A 14529-nucleotide genomic window follows, 5' to 3' on the forward strand; every position below is an offset into this window, starting at 1 on the left:
CACTTAAAACCGGGGTTTACTGACTTCACCCACCCCAATCCACCGCCTCCCCAGCACCACCGTCAAAACCACAATCGTCACGCCCGCCGCGAGGTGCATGGCGAAGTCCAGCGCGTGCAGGTGGATCTCATGGCACAGCGACAGCAGCATCGAGGACATAAAAGCGATGCCGCAGCCGGCCAGCGCCAGGCTTTGGCGCGGATAGAGCGAACGGGTGCGCTGCAGGCTGATGATGGAGATGACAATCATCGGCAGGCTGGCGGAGAGCATAAACAGATAGCAGTGGATGCCCTCGCCGAAGCGGCCATGCTGAGAGACGGCGGCAGTGGGCGCGGTGTTCAGCAGGTTGAGCGCCAGCCACAGCACGGCCAGCAGCGCGGCCCAGCGCAGCCCGAGCGGCTTGCGGCCTGCGATGCTGAGGTTAAACGCCCCGGCGATAGTGCTGGCACCGATAATCAGCGAGAGCAGCAGCGTGGCGAGCGCCATCAGCGCCCCGCTCTGCGTCCAGTCGGTGAAGCGGGAGTGCAGCGCCCAGCTGCTGAGCGTACCGCACGGCAGCACCGCCGCGATCCAGGCAGCCACGCGCCAGCCGGTCGGCCAGGTGCGCTTCACCGGACGGGCTGAGCCGCTAAGTTTGTCGATCAGATGGTCATGATTTCTCATGATTACCGCTTCCATATTTACGTAGGTTGAGCATTGCGCGATGCAACAGTGATTTGACCGCCGAGAGCGACAGATTATTTTCCGCCGCCGCCTGCGCCAGGCTCTGCTCGCGCAGATGGACGGACTCAACAATCTCGCGCTGGCGCAGCGGCAGGCTGCCGAGATAACCGTTTAACTCTTCACCCTCGGTGGTGATATAAGCCCCTTCACGGGCGGGCTGCTGCTGCAGCGCTTCGTCATCCTGCACTTCGTGGCGGCGCCCGCGCTGGCGCAGAGCATCAATCGCCCGCGCCGCGCTGATCGCCGCCACCCACGGCAGGATCGGGCGCTGGGGATCGTAGGTGTGACGCACGCGGTGAATCGCCATTAACGTCTCCTGGATCACATCCTCTATCAGCGCCTCATCGGCGATTTTTTTGCGCACGAAGCCGCGGATGGCGGGCACCATCGCTTTCAGCAGCTGGTTATAGGCGTCTCTGTCGCCTGCCTGGGCACGGGCCATGAGTGCTGGCCATAACCGCGCGCGGGCGTCAGTGTCCGCCATTGCCTGACCTGAGAAACTTAAGGCATCGCATTACGCAGAGGTTTACTCCCGTCTGTTTACGTTTTTTTTGCGCCGGCTGTCGCTTTATCGAGCGCCGAGATCACAATGTTTGGCGTCAGCACCTGCGGCAGCACCACCGGCTTACCGCCGTCGGCCGGATAAACCACGTAGAGCGGTAATCCACCCCGGCCAAAATCACTCAGCGCCTGCTCCACGTCCGGATTGTACTTTGTCGAGTCGGCGATCATATAGATGGTATCGGTACGCGCCATTGCCGCCTTCACCGCCTGGGTCGACAGCGAGGTGCGGTCGTTGACCTGGCAGGTAATGCACCATGACGCGGTAAAGTTCACCAGGATCGGTTTGCCCTGCCCTTTAATCGCATCGACGTTGGCCGGGGACCACGCCACGGCGGCGGCGGCTTCAGAAGCTTGCGCGCTGCCTGGCTCATCCGCCGACGCTTTAAGGTTAGCCAGCGGCGGCACCGCCAGCAAAATAAATAGCGCGGTAGCAATGTGCAGCGCCCAGTGGCGCTGGCCCATCATACGGCGTTTCTGCGCCATGCCATACAGCCAGGCGGCAAAGCTCACCAGCAGACAGCAGCCGAGGATCGCCGCCAGCGCCGCCGATCCCGCCTGGCGCTCCAGTACCCAGATTAGCCACGCCACCGCAGCGAGCATCGGGAAAGCCAGCGCATGCTTCAGCGTCACCATCCAGGTGCCCGGTTTTGGCAGCACGCGTGCCAGAAGCGGGAAGAAGGAGACCAGAGTAAAGGGCGCGGCAAAACCGAGCGCCAGCGCGATAAAGATCACCACGCTGACGGCGGGCGGCTGGGTCAGCGCATAGCCGACCGCACTGGCCATAAACGGCGCGCTGCAAGGGGTGGCGACGATAATCGCCAGCGCCCCGGTCAGCGCCGAGCCGGTCAGACCGCCGCGCCCGCTGCCGACTTCGCCGACGCGCTGCACCGACATGCCCACTTCAAACAGGCCAAACAGGTTCAGTGCCGACAGCAGCATCACCAGGATCAGCAGCGCAATCACCAGCGGCGACTGCAGCTGGAAGCCCCAGCCCACCGCCGAGCCGCCGGAGCGGGCCAGCAGCAGTACGCCCACCAGCAGCAGCATGGTGACCACCACGCCCGCCAGAAACGCAAGCCCTTCAGCCCGCGCCTGGGCGGGTTTGTCGTGGTGGCGGATCAGGCTCAGCGCCTTCAGCGAGATAACCGGAAACACGCACGGCATCAGATTGAGAATAATGCCGCCAAGGAAGGCGGCGGCGATGGCAGTCAGCATGATGAACCCACTCAGGTTAGGAAGTTAAGCCGGGTTGGCCTGACGATATTTTTTCACCGCGTCCAGCGCTTTCTGGATATGCGCGTCCGGGTTTTTATCGGTGTAGCTCAGCAGGATTTTGCCATCGGGCGCAATCACGTAAGAGGTACGGTCAGAGAGGGTCTGGCCTTTCATCTCCATGGTGCTTTTATACTCTGCGGCCACTTTCGCGCCTGGGTCAGCGGCCACGGTGAACTTGTCGCGGCACTCAAGCTGGGAGAATTTAGCAATCTGGTCAACGTTACCGGCGGTAACGCCAATCACGGTGGCGCCCTGTTTTTTGAACTCATCGGTGGCTTCGGCAAAGTCGTGCGCTTCCAGCGTGCAGCCCGCGCTGAAGGCGGCCGGGAAGAAGTAGAGCACCACCGGCCCTTTTTGCAGCGCCTGCTGCAGATTAAAGGTGGTGGCTTTACCCGCCAGCGCAGCGCTCAGGTTGAAATCGGGGGCTTTCTCGCCCACCTGCAGCGCGGCGAGCGCGGAGGTGACGGGCAGTGTCAGGCTCAGAACGGCTGCGGCAGCCAGCGTACTTAACGAGGTTTTGTAACGCATGTTGTTTCTCCAGTATGAAAAAAGGCAGAGTGCCTGATGACCTTAACTGGAGTTTCGCTGGAGTTTGGGCAAAGGTTGCGGTCGGGTGAAAATATTTTTCACTGGCGCGACTATCCGGTCAGCTGCAGCGCCTGCGCCAGGGTCATATCCCGCGGCGAGGCTTCGCGGATATCCAGCGGGTGAAACGCCCCCAGCATCCACGCGACACAATGTTGCAGGCGGAAGAGGAATCAGCAGGCGATAAGTGCACGCTTTGCCCTGGATTAGCGCGAGAAGCAACGGATAAAGATTTTGCGTACCCTCTCTGAAACCAGTGTTGAAGGCTGGCGCCTGACTGGGATAAGCCCGAAATATTTTATGCGGTGTTTAAGGCTCGGTATTCAACAATTTTTTGCGTTGATGTTAGAATTCAGCAACACAGCTAATGATTTAACAACCATGGAAGATGTTCATGAAAAAAATTCTGGGGTTAGCCCTGTTCACTGCTGCTTTTAATCTGCACGCTGCCTTTATTCATCCAATGGATTTCGACGGGTCGGAAGCCCAAAAAAAAGAAGTGATTGAATACATTCAGGCAAAAGTGAAAAAAGACTACTGTGAAGGCAGTATCGATATGTGCCAACCTACCACGTTGCGCATGATGGAAAAGCAAAACCTCAAGGCTTTCAAGCAGATGACACAAGCCAAAAATCGCCCAGTAATGGACAAAGTGATTGCGGATTATTGCCAGGGCGCTATTGATATGTGTAATTACAACAACTTAGATATGATGTACAAACAAAATGTAAAAGCCAGCGGCGAGAAACTTAGCTGGTAATTACGTCACATTAGGTCATATCAGATGGCCTGCCCCCTCATTTAAGCTGATTACTCACCCGCCACCAGCGTTCACGCTGCTGGCACAGCTGCAGGTGGCAATGCTGAAGCCGTTCGAGGCCCAGCCCGGCAATCGCGCCCTGCGTCAGCGGCGCGGCAACGCTCTGGCGCTGCTGCCAGCGCTCAAGGCTGAGCACCAGCGCGTCCTGGCTGCTGCTGTCCAGCGACCCGGTTAACACCGCCTGATTATCCGCCAGCTGCTGCGCCGTCATTGCGGCCAGCTGCTGCGTCATCTGCGATAAAAATTCGTCAATGCACTGCCACAGCTGCGCCACGCTGAAGGTGGGCGACTGCAGCGCAAACAGGATGCCAGGCTGGCCCGCTACCTGCTGAAAACGACAGCTGACCACATAGCCAATATTCTGCTCCACGCGCAGGCGCTGGAAAAAAGCCGGCTGATAGATCAGCGCCAGCAGCTGCCACGCGGCGAGGCATGCGGCGCTATTCTCTGCCAGTGGGCAGAACAGCAGCAGCGCGGCGTCGGGGCTGGCGGTGGCAATGGCATATTCAGGCTGCGGCGCGATGGGCTCGGCCAAGGCGCGCACCGCCGGGTTGATTGCGCCGGGGAAGGCACTCAGCAGCTGCGCCAGCTGTTGATGCAGCGCCGCGTCGCCCCCTTCCAGCGTGGCCTGCCAGGCAACGTGGGGCAGCATGTTGCCTGCCGGAGTGTCACCGGCCGCCTGCAGCAGTTCCGGTAACGCCTCCAGCAGCGCACGTACCGCAATGCCTGCATGCCGCGCCTGCTGCTGGCGCTGATGTGCGCGTTTGCCCTGGGCGATCGCCTGCGGCGCGAGCGATCGCAGGCGGACGATCAGATCGCTCAGCGTGCTCACCATCAGCAGCGGACTGGCGCTGAGCTGGATCAACCACAGCCCCTGATGGCGGCTGACGCTGAGTGCGGCATCCTGATGCACGCAGCTGGCCGCCAGCGATCGCAGGCTGGCCTGCAGGATCTCGCCCCAGGACGCAGGCAGCGCCTCCAGCGGGCTGAGCAGCAGGATCGGTTGCTCAGGGCCGGGCTGATGGTGGAGTAATGCCTGATGCACCGGCAATGTTGGCGTTACCGTGCCGCCAGGCTGCGGATAGAAGCGCAGATCCGGGCCAGCGCGGCGTGCCGGTTTAAACGGCCCTGGCTGGTAGCGTAAGGGGAACCCCTGCGCAGCCCGCAGCGGCAGCGGCCGATCGGAGATGCGCAGGCGGGTCGCGCGCGCCGGGTGCAGCCCCTCCAGCAGCGCGTTGAGATCCACATCGGCTGCCTGCACGGGCGCAAAGCCAAACGCCCGTTCGCGCAGCTGGTCCATCGGCGGCAGCCGGGAAAAGTGCCGATCCGCCAGCTGCGCCGCGTGCTGGCGCTGCTGCGCGGTGAGCTGCGTGAGCTGCTGGAGCCAGTGCAGCACCCGCCCTTCCACCGCCGCGGACTGCTGCCGATCCACCAGCGTCAGCTCAATGCTGACCACCGTCTGCGAAGCGCTGCGGTAAGCCAGCAGCAGGCGCGCCTCATCGGCGAGATCGTCGGCGCGCAGCGCGGCCATCAGCCCGCCCTCTGCTTCATCCAGCAGCAGCTGGCGCAGCAGCGTCAGCTCGCGTTGATACTCCCCGTCCAGCAGGTATGAGAGGCGCAGGCGCGGCGCACCGCTGAGCTGCAGGGCGATATCCCGCTGCGGAGCCAGGCGCAGCGCGGGCAGCGGCGCCAGGGCGACCTCCTCGCTGACGAACGTGCTGGCGTGATGCTGCGCCAGCTGCCCTAGCTCGTCGTCACTCTGCGGCCCGTGCAGCCACAGCGTCATATGCGGCGCGCGGTAATAGCGCTGATGGAACTGGCGCAGCGCGGCAAGCAGCGCCGCGATGTCGCTGCCAAAATGCCGGGCATTGCCCGCCTGAAAACGCTGCCACGGATGCGGCTGAAAGGCGCTGCTGAGCGCCGCCTCACACAGCGTCTCCTGATGGCTGCTCAGCAGCTGGCACTCGGCGTCGAGGGTGGCGATTTCCTGGCGGATGGCCTCCTCAGCCAGCAGCGGCGCCGCCAGCATATCGCTAAGCCGCGCCAGCGCTTCTGCCAGCTGGGAGGGCGCGCACTCGAAGAAGAAAGCCGTGCTGCTGCCCTGGGTGGTGGCATTCAGCCGGCCACCCTGCGCGGGCAGCCAGCTCATCAGCCGCTGCGCGCCGCTGAAGCTGCGGCTACCGGCGAACAGCAGATGCTCCAGCAGATGCGCCAGCCCCGGCCACGCGTCCGGTTCCTGGTGGCTGCCGACATCAACCTGCAGCAGCGCCGCCGCACGGGTTGCCTGCGGGTCGCTGACCCGCTCAACCCGCAGGCCGTTACTGAGGCGCAGCATCCGTCAGCCCTTGAAGATCAGCTGCGCGTTAACCCGCTGGGAGTTAGCGCGGTTGCGGAACTGCAGCTGGTTCACCTGGATATTGGTGCAGTTGGCCTGCTCACGCGCGGCGAGGATTTGGTGGTGATGCTCCGATTTACTGCACACCGGGTCGGTGTTGTCGGCGCTGCCGGTCAGCATAAACGCCTGGCAGCGGCAGCCGCCGAAGTCCTTCTCCTTCTCCGAACAGGAGCGGCACGGCTCCGGCATCCAGTCAAAGCCGCGATAGCGGTTAAAGCCGAAGGAGTTAAACCAGATATCCTGCAAACTCTGCTCCAGCACCGACGGAAACTGCACCGGCAGCTGGCGCGCGCTGTGGCACGGCAGCGCAGTGCCTTCCGGCGTGACGCTGAGGAAGATCGCGCCCCAGCCGCCCATGCACGGCTTGGGCCGCTCTTCATAGTAGTCCGGGGTGACAAACAGCAGGTTGGCGAGGTTATCGCTGGCGGCCATCTTCTCACGGTAGCGATGCACCACCGCTTCAGCGCGTTCAATCTGCTCACGCGTCGGCAGCAGCCCTTCGCGGTTAAGCTGCGCCCAGCCGTAAAACTGGCAGGTCGCCAGCTCAACGTCATCCGCTTCCAGCTCAATGCACAGCTCGATAATGCGATCGATCTGATCGATATTGTGGCGGTGCAGCACGAAGTTAAGCACCATCGGGTAGCCGTGGGCCTTCACCGCACGCGCCATCTCCAGCTTCTGCTGGAACGCCTTCCTGGAGCCGGCCAGTGCCGCATTCAGCACTTCATCGCTGGCCTGGAAACTGATCTGAATATGATCCAGCCCGGCCTCGGCGAAGGCGTCGATCTTCTTCTGCGTCAGGCCGATCCCCGAGGTGATCAGGTTGGTGTAGAAGCCGAGATCGCGCGCCGCCTTGATAAGCTCAGCCAGATCCTTACGCACCAGCGGTTCACCGCCGGAGAAGCCGATCTGCACCGCGCCCATCGCGCGCGCCTGTTTGAACACCTCGATCCACTGTTCGGTGCTCAGCTCTTTCTCCTGCTGGGCAAAGTCGAGCGGGTTTGAGCAGTACGGGCACTGCAGCGGGCAGCGGTAAGTCAGCTCCGCCAGCAGCCACAGCGGTGGCTTAACGTGGGATTCAGGCTGGTTCACGGAAAATTATCCACTTCTGCTCGCGCGCCGCCGCGAAGAAATCGATGACGTCATCGTCCACGCCGCCCGCTTCCGGGAAGCGTGCGTTCAGGGCATCGACGATCTGCACCAGCGTGCGTTTGCCATCCACCAGCTCAAGGATCAGGGCGGCGCTATCGTTGAGTTTCGCCATACCTTCCGGGTAGAGGATCACATGGCAGCCCTGCACTTCCTCCCACTGCAGGCGGTAGCCGCGGCGGAACATCGGGATGGTTTGTGGGGTGCTCACAGCAGCCCTCCTTTATGCCAGACGGGCTGGTCGGTGACGGTGTGATACGGTGGGCGCTGCAGGACGTAGGCCATGGTCATCGCATCGAGCATGCTCCACAGAATATCGAGCTTGAACTGCAGGATCTCCAGCATGCGCTGCTGCTTCTCCACCGTGTCGCAGTACTCCAGCGCCAGCTGCAGGCCGTGCTCCACGTCGCGGCGAGCCTGGCTGAGGCGGCCACGGAAGTAGCCGTAGCCCTCTTCTTCAATCCACTGATAGTGCTGCGGCCAGCTGTCGAGGCGCGACTGGTGGATCTGCGGGGCGAACAGCTCGGTCAGCGAGCTGCAGGCCGCTTCCTGCCACACCGCGCGGCGGGCAAAATTGACGTAGGCATCCACCGCGAAGCGCACGCCAGGCAGTACCATGCGCCCGGAGAGCAGCACCTCACGATCCAGCCCTACCGCTTCACCCAGGCGCAGCCAGGCTTCAATACCGCCGTCGCTGTCGCCCTGGCCGTCGTGATCGAGGATGCGCTGCACCCATTTACGGCGCGTCAGGGGATCCGGGCAGTTCGCCATGATCGCCGCATCCTTTAGCGGGATGCTGGTCTGGTAGTAGAAGCGGTTCGCCACCCAGCCCTGGATCTGCTCACGCGTCGCTTCGCCGTTGTGCATGGCAATGTGGAAAGGGTGATGGATGTGGTAACAGGCGCCGCGATCGCGCAGCGCCTGCTCAAACTGCTCAGGGGTCATCAGGGTCGGAGTGCTCATAGTTCGATACTCATGCCGTCAAAACTGACCTCGATGCCCTGCCGGGTTAGCGCGGCACGCTCGGCGGAGGATTCATCAAGGATCGGATTGGTGTTGTTAATGTGGATCAGGATCTTACGCCTGGCGGGCAGTTCGGCGAGCAGCGCCATCAACCCCTGCTCTTCGCCCAGCGCCAGGTGGCCCATATCGCGCCCGGTATTGCGCCCGACGCCGGTGTTTGCCAGCTCGTTATCCTGCCACAGCGTGCCGTCAATCAGCAGGCAGTCGGCCTGCGCCATCAGCGCCAGAAGCGCAGCATCCGGCTCGCCGAGGCCCGGTGCGTACAGCAGCTTGCTGCCGGTTTCGCGGTTTTCGATCATCAGCGCGATGTTATGGCCAGGCAGCGGGCGCCCGCGATACGGCGAATAGGGCGGCGCGTTGCTGAGGATGGCAATCGGGGTAAAGGTCAGCGCCGGGCAGACCGCCACGGAGAACGGCTCGCCGGGCTGAATAGCGTGATGCTGCAGCCCGCCGTTCCAGTGCTTCAGCATGGTGAAGATCGGGAAGCCGCTGGTCAGGTCCGCGTGCACTTCTGGCGTACACCACACCTGGTGCGGGCAGCCTTCGCGCAGGTTGAGCAGCCCGGTGCAGTGGTCGATCTGGCTGTCGGTAAGGATGATCGAGCCGATCGCCGTGCCGCGCAGCGCGCCGTGCTTATTGAGTTCGGGATTGGCGGCGATCTGGTGGCAGATATCGGGCGACGCATTACACAGCACCCAGTCGCTGCCGTTATCACTGACGGCTATCGAGGACTGGGTACGTGCCGTAGCCGGGATGCTGCCATCGCGCACGCCCTGGCAGTTGCGGCAGTTACAGTTCCACTGCGGGAAGCCGCCACCGGCCGCAGAGCCGAGAACTTTGATTTTCATGGGGAAACCGGGAGTAGGAATTAAAAATGCCCGCAATAACGCAGGCATCAATGCAATTGCCTAAATAATTCGTGCTGTAACAAGGCAGCAACGCAGCACATCCCCGGGAGCTTACATCAGTAAGTGACCGGGGTGGGCGAGGAAAGCTAACGCAGTTACAGTGCGAAGTATGACGGCAATTTAACGGTTGGAGATATATAAGGTTACTTCCAGGCCCAGGCGCATATCGATGAAAGTTGGTTTAGTCCACATAATCATATCCTCTTGGTGTTCAAAAAACAGACGTCACACCTGTCAGTGTCGACAAGGGATCGGCATGTTGTCAAATTATAAGAATTTGGCGGCACAGATGTTGCGCCTATGATAAATCGATATCAACCCTAAAATCTGCACGGTTTATGCTATTTTGAACTATTTGGTTCAAAAGCCGGGCATTATTTGCCCCAGGTTTTTCTCAGCACGCGCAGCCAGTTGGCGCGGCACAGCTTGTTGATTAGCGCTTCGCTGTAACCCGCCGCACGCAGCGCGGCAAGCAGCCGCGGCAGGCCGCTGACGTCGCCGATCTCGTCCGGCAGATTGATACCGTCAAAATCGGAACCGAAAGCCACGCGATCCTCCCCCAGCTTCTCCAGCAGATAGTCGAGGTGCTGCACCATCACGCTGAGCGGCATATCGCCATCGCGCTTGCCGTCGGCGCGCAGAAACGCCGTGCCAAAGTTCAGCCCCACCAGCCCGTCGCTGTCTGCGATGGCGGCCAGCTGGCTGTCGGTCAGGTTGCGCGGCTGCGGGCACAGGGCGTGGACGTTAGAGTGGCTGGCAATCAGCGGCGCATCGCTCAGGCGCGCCGTGTCCCAGAAGGCTTTTTCATTCATGTGCGACAGGTCGATCATCAGCCGCTGCTGGTTGCAGGCGCGGATCAGTCGTTTACCCGCTTCCGTCAGCCCGTCGCCGGTATCCGGCGAGCCGGGAAAGCGGCCGCTGACGCCAAAACCAAAGCGGTTCGGGGTATTCCAGAATGGCCCGATGCTGCGCAGCCCGGCATCAACCCAGCGCGCCAGCTGGCTAAAGTCGTCATCCAGCGCCTCCGCCCCTTCTATATGCATCACCATCGCCAGCACGCCGTCGGCCAGGCACCGCTCGATCTCGGCCACGCTGCGGCAGATCTTAGCGCGCCCCGCCGATCCCGCCGCCAGCTGCTGCAGGATGTGCAGCTGCTGCTCGACAATCGCCAGCGGGTCGAAAACTTCCGGCTGGCGCGCGGGGAATTTCGCTACGTAGTCGGCTGGCGGTACAAAGATGGCGAACAGCCCCCCGGCAAAGCCGCCAGCCTGCATGCGGGCAAAATCCAGATGGCCGCTCAGGCGCTGCTGCATAAAGGCTTCAGCCGGGTTATCGGGATGATGCAGCCACAGATGCAGCAGCAGATCGTTATGGCCGTCGAAGATCGGAGTGTGCGGAGAAATATCGGTCATAGGGGCGCCAGCAGTCTCGGGGGAAGCGGACCATCATAGCGCAGAAAACCGGGAAAGGGGGCAGCAAAAGCCAGGGCGGGAGTGACCCCGCCGCTGGGGGGAAGCACAAGATCTAACTGCCGAGACGGCTGGTCGGCGCCTTCGTCGCCGCTGCGGGCGGGGGCGGCGTATTGGCGTCCAGCGGGCGGGCAACAATGCTGGTGATCGTCTCCATCGACTTGAACGTGCAGCTGCAGTTCAGATTCTGGCACTGGTGATAACGCTCCTTGGTCTCACTGCTGATGATACGGCTGGAGCGGGCGTGGCTGTTATGCTGGCAAATCGGGCAAGGCATCATAAGTGAACTCCGTGGGGTCAGTTAAACTCACACTGTGTGAATAAAACTAATTATATTCACTTTAAGTGAATCATCAAGTGAATTTTTCACTTCGTGGGCTAGTCAGCTTCAATAAGGAGCTGGTAGGTTTCACCTTTCCACGAGCTTTCCAGATTTACCGTCGTGCGAAATCCTGTACTATCAATCACATGCCCCACTTTGACCACGGTCCACTGCTGCGCATCAATCACCGTTTTAAATCCCCGCAGCCGCACCGGGGTTTCCGGGAACAGGGCAGGCATCCCCATCGCCAGGACGAAGCTCATGCTGGCCGTCAAGGTCTGGCGCGCCTTCCACTCTGCCTCTGCTCTTCTGACTGCTTCATCCTGCGTGCTGAACACTTCACTGATGATAACCTCCCGCTGATAAAGCGGCAGCGGGCTGTCCTGCTCAGCGCCGTCGCCAAACAGCTCCGGCTGGTTATCCGTGATGGCGCGAAACACTCTGACCTTACCGCTGCTGGCTTTATCAAGCTGCAGCCAGCGGGTCTGGACGCCGCTGTATTGCAGCTTTGACACTACCTGCCAGGCATGCTGGTCGCCCTCTTTGCGCGTTAACACGATGGGTGGTATCTCGGTTCCCTGAGCGGTTCTATTGCCGCCACGGGGCAGCATCAGAACGGTGTTCTCCTTAACGGTGACGGTAGCACCATGATTTATCGCCAGCTTCGTCAGGAACTGGGCATCGCTCTCATCCGCCTGGTCGAGATGCGCAATGCTGATAGATGCCAGCCCATCGCTGACTTTAGCCTGCAGGCTGTTGCGCTCAGCTATCTCAGAGACGACCTGCCCCAGCGTGGTTTTATCCCAGGAGTGCTGCGCCTTCTGCGTCAGTGATTCGCTCAGGTTGGCGCTGCGCCCGACCAGGGTTAATCGGTCGGGCGCCCCGGTGTGATGCAGTTCATCAATGATAAAATCCCCTTTGCAGAAGAGCGGCCTACCCTGCCAGCCGATATACACGCGCAGGATAGCGCCGCGCTGCGGCATCATCAGCCAGCCGTCACTGTCATCCAGTAACAGCGTCAGCGTGTCGGCTTCCAGACCCCGGGCATCATCAATCGTCATACTCAGCAGACGCTTGCGCAGATTGTCGGTGATATCGCGGTTATTGAGCCGAATAAGGTAATCGGGCGCCAGCTGCGCGCCGATATCGACCGGAATCGAGTTATTCATAACAGGCTCCCTGCCAGCTCGCGTGCCTTAGCGCTCACCTCGCCGTAAATCTGCTCCAGCTGCTGTTTCAGGTCGCCATACAGCCCATCCAGCGAACCGTCGACGCGCTTAAGCTGTAGGGTAAAGCTAATTTTTTGCGCCGCTCCGTTCGCCAGCAGATCGGTATGGACACCATTCACCGCTTCAATAACAAAAATCCCGTAAGGTATCCCTTCACCACTGAGCAGCGGCCAGACGCGCCCGCTCTCAGCCATGCCCTTCAAAATCGCCAGCGACGGCACTCCCCCGGTGATTTCCGGGCGCAGTTCCCCTGCCAGGGTGATGCTTTCATCCCCAACGCCAAGAAACTGCTGAGCCGGGCGCGAGCCGATACGGCTGCCCGCCGCCCAACGGTAAGCGCTCTGATGCGTCATGGTCTGGAAAGGCAGGGTGCGGCGCTGGAATACGAACATACCTAAAATCATCATCATGGTTTATTACTCCAGGTAACTGCTGCGCTGGCTGATAGCGGCCCGCGCACGCGTTTGCTGCTCGTGATTCTCGATCAGGGTGCGTACGTCTGCCTCCCCCATGCCTGCAGGAACATTAATCACGTAGCTGCTGTTAAAGGTGTTCTGCTGGCTGCTGCTGCTGGTGGTGGCGGTCACCGGTTTGTAACGGGCACCGCCCAGCGCGACAGGAAATTCACTCTGCGGGAAGCTTTCTCCTGCACCGACGAGGGCCGATAGAGGCGGCTGTTCTGGCGGCTGGTCGCGCAGTGATGCCTGCGCATCCGCCGATTTTTTATCAATAAGCCCGAGCTTTTCCATCAGGCCGGTAATGCCACTGCTCAGGTCATTGAATATCTTCAGCGGCAGCATAAAGGCATCGCCCAGCGCTTTGCCTATCCACTCCCCGGCACCGCCTATTTTATTCAGCGCTTCTCCTGTCAGCGCGATCGGTTGCATCAGCCGTTTAAAAGCGTCATACAGCCAGGCGATCCCCGCGCCCACCCCGTCAAATACGGGTTTAAAAGGCGCGAAAAATTGCGCCGCAGGAGCCAGTGCGGAACCAATCCCCCTCATCACTCCGGCGAAGAACGCGCTAATTGGCTCCCAGTATTTGTAAATGAGCGCCACACCCGCCGCGACAGCCAGCGCGATGCCCGCTATCGGCAGCGTTATTGCCCCCAGCGCGGCCGTCATCGCCCCTCCGGCAAAAGTAAAGACGCTGCTCAGCATCCCGGCGCCGGCGATCAGCAGATTCAGCCCGCTCAGCACCGGTGCCACCACTGAGCCGATCGCCCCCAGCGCCCCGACCAGTATCACGCCGCCGGCCACCAGCTGGGCCATTCCGCCCGCCAGCGCCGGGTTAGCCTGGATCCAGCGATCCACACTGCCCAGTAGCCCGGTGGCGGCCTGCGTCAGGCTGCGCAGGGTGCCGTCGAGCTGCTGGAAGATAGCGATGCTGATGGCCTCTAGCGCGCCGTTCAGCCGGGCGATATCCCCCGCAAGGTTATCGGCGCTTGCCGCTGTGCGCGTGGGCGGCAACCCGGCGGCAGGCGATGGTTCCGCCCCCGGCGTTGCTGCAGCGGGCTGCACCGTCAGCGCCTGATAGCCCGGCTGCAGCAGCTTCGCCCCCTGACGGGCCACGCTCATTGCCTGACCGCTGACCGCTCCGATCTTATCTACCACACCCTGCCCGGCCTGATAGCGCTGCTGAACCTTGCTCTGACCGAGCGTAAAGCGCTGCTGTGCCTTATTAAGGTTGTCGCCGGCCCGCTGCGGCCGCTCAAGCGCCTCGGTGATGCGGATCTCCTGCAGGCGCTCCTTGCTGGCTTTGAGTGCTGATTTACTGTTGCGCGTGGCGTTTCGGGTGCGCGTCGCGCTGGCCGTTAGCGCCACGCGCTGCTGAAACATGGCATTGCCAAGGGAGTGGGTCTCCCCGGGCAGATCGTTTAAGAACAGGCTTGCCCGGATCACCGCTTTGCGCAGTCCGTCCAGACCGAGGTTAATACTCATCATGACTCTCCACTCTGTGTCCCGCTGCGCACGATGGCCTTGTGCCGCCAGGCGAGCAGTTCTGCCAGCGGCATGGCGTTCATTTCCGACGGCGGCCAGTGAAAGATGGCGGCGATATCCGCCATCA

General features: G+C 61.5%; 17 protein-coding genes. 1 reads left to right on the forward strand and 16 read right to left on the reverse strand.

From position 1 onward, the window contains the following. Positions 1–3: 3 nt before the first annotated feature. Genes ID864_RS05895 through ID864_RS05910 form a run of 4 tightly spaced genes read right to left on the reverse strand, consistent with a single transcriptional unit; the run spans position 4 to position 3090 of the window. On the reverse strand, positions 4–663 hold the full coding sequence (locus ID864_RS05895) for an NrsF family protein (protein WP_191149550.1): 660 nt from the start codon (positions 661–663) through the stop codon (positions 4–6). Then, complete coding sequence (locus ID864_RS05900) at positions 650–1207, reverse strand: sigma-70 family RNA polymerase sigma factor (protein ID WP_099754353.1); 558 nt, start codon at positions 1205–1207, stop codon at positions 650–652. The genes ID864_RS05895 and ID864_RS05900 overlap by 14 nt, the downstream gene beginning before the upstream one ends. Before the next feature lie 56 nt (positions 1208–1263). Further along, positions 1264–2502: a protein-disulfide reductase DsbD family protein gene (locus tag ID864_RS05905; protein WP_191149551.1), complete on the reverse strand. Its 1239-nt coding sequence runs from the start codon at positions 2500–2502 to the stop codon at positions 1264–1266. Positions 2503–2526: 24 nt separating this feature from the next. Beyond that, positions 2527–3090 (reverse strand): peroxiredoxin, encoded by a 564-nt coding sequence (locus ID864_RS05910; RefSeq protein WP_048917293.1) that lies wholly within the window; start codon positions 3088–3090, stop codon positions 2527–2529. 451 nt (positions 3091–3541) lie between these two features. Here ID864_RS05910 and ID864_RS05915 point away from each other — a divergent pair, with 451 nt between their 5' ends. Continuing rightward, entirely contained in the window at positions 3542–3907 is a 366-nt protein-coding gene (locus ID864_RS05915; RefSeq protein ID WP_191149552.1) for a hypothetical protein, read from the forward strand. A 37-nt stretch (positions 3908–3944) separates the two neighbouring features. Here ID864_RS05915 and pqqF read toward each other — a convergent pair whose 3' ends face one another. From pqqF to ID864_RS05975, 12 genes are all read right to left on the reverse strand, one after another. Next, positions 3945–6302: a pyrroloquinoline quinone biosynthesis protein PqqF gene (pqqF, locus tag ID864_RS05920; protein ID WP_191149553.1), complete on the reverse strand. Its 2358-nt coding sequence runs from the start codon at positions 6300–6302 to the stop codon at positions 3945–3947. Between the two features lie 3 nt (positions 6303–6305). After that, the gene (pqqE, locus tag ID864_RS05925; protein WP_048917295.1) at positions 6306–7454 is read right to left on the reverse strand and encodes a pyrroloquinoline quinone biosynthesis protein PqqE; all 1149 of its coding nucleotides are present in this window, start codon (positions 7452–7454) and stop codon (positions 6306–6308) included. Continuing rightward, positions 7441–7722 carry a pyrroloquinoline quinone biosynthesis peptide chaperone PqqD gene (gene pqqD / locus ID864_RS05930; protein ID WP_318153223.1) on the reverse strand — a complete coding sequence of 94 codons (282 nt, stop codon included), beginning with the start codon at positions 7720–7722 and terminating at the stop codon, positions 7441–7443. The genes pqqE and pqqD overlap by 14 nt, the downstream gene beginning before the upstream one ends. Continuing rightward, positions 7719–8474: a pyrroloquinoline-quinone synthase PqqC gene (gene pqqC, locus ID864_RS05935; RefSeq protein ID WP_048917296.1), complete on the reverse strand. Its 756-nt coding sequence runs from the start codon at positions 8472–8474 to the stop codon at positions 7719–7721. The genes pqqD and pqqC overlap by 4 nt, the downstream gene beginning before the upstream one ends. Beyond that, on the reverse strand, positions 8471–9382 hold the full coding sequence (gene pqqB, locus ID864_RS05940) for a pyrroloquinoline quinone biosynthesis protein PqqB (RefSeq protein WP_048917297.1): 912 nt from the start codon (positions 9380–9382) through the stop codon (positions 8471–8473). Before pqqB ends, pqqC begins: the two co-directional genes overlap by 4 nt. A gap of 180 nt (positions 9383–9562) precedes the next feature. Next, positions 9563–9634, reverse strand: coding sequence for a pyrroloquinoline quinone precursor peptide PqqA (gene pqqA / locus ID864_RS05945; protein WP_072166356.1), 72 nt, complete (start codon positions 9632–9634; stop codon positions 9563–9565). Positions 9635–9816: 182 nt separating this feature from the next. Further along, entirely contained in the window at positions 9817–10854 is a 1038-nt protein-coding gene (locus tag ID864_RS05950; RefSeq protein ID WP_191149554.1) for a dipeptidase, read from the reverse strand. A gap of 112 nt (positions 10855–10966) precedes the next feature. After that, positions 10967–11191, reverse strand: coding sequence for an ogr/Delta-like zinc finger family protein (locus ID864_RS05955; protein WP_048917299.1), 225 nt, complete (start codon positions 11189–11191; stop codon positions 10967–10969). Positions 11192–11289: 98 nt separating this feature from the next. After that, on the reverse strand, positions 11290–12402 hold the full coding sequence (locus ID864_RS05960; protein WP_099754347.1) for a contractile injection system protein, VgrG/Pvc8 family: 1113 nt from the start codon (positions 12400–12402) through the stop codon (positions 11290–11292). Further along, the gene (locus ID864_RS05965) at positions 12399–12872 is read right to left on the reverse strand and encodes a phage tail protein (protein WP_048917301.1); all 474 of its coding nucleotides are present in this window, start codon (positions 12870–12872) and stop codon (positions 12399–12401) included. Before ID864_RS05965 ends, ID864_RS05960 begins: the two co-directional genes overlap by 4 nt. A gap of 6 nt (positions 12873–12878) precedes the next feature. Beyond that, entirely contained in the window at positions 12879–14405 is a 1527-nt protein-coding gene (locus tag ID864_RS05970) for a phage tail tape measure protein (protein ID WP_191149555.1), read from the reverse strand. Beyond that, entirely contained in the window at positions 14402–14527 is a 126-nt protein-coding gene (locus tag ID864_RS05975) for a GpE family phage tail protein (protein WP_053110448.1), read from the reverse strand. Before ID864_RS05975 ends, ID864_RS05970 begins: the two co-directional genes overlap by 4 nt. Positions 14528–14529 lie beyond the last annotated feature (2 nt).

This window comes from Erwinia aphidicola (assembly GCF_014773485.1).
Lineage (GTDB): Bacteria > Pseudomonadota > Gammaproteobacteria > Enterobacterales > Enterobacteriaceae > Erwinia > Erwinia aphidicola.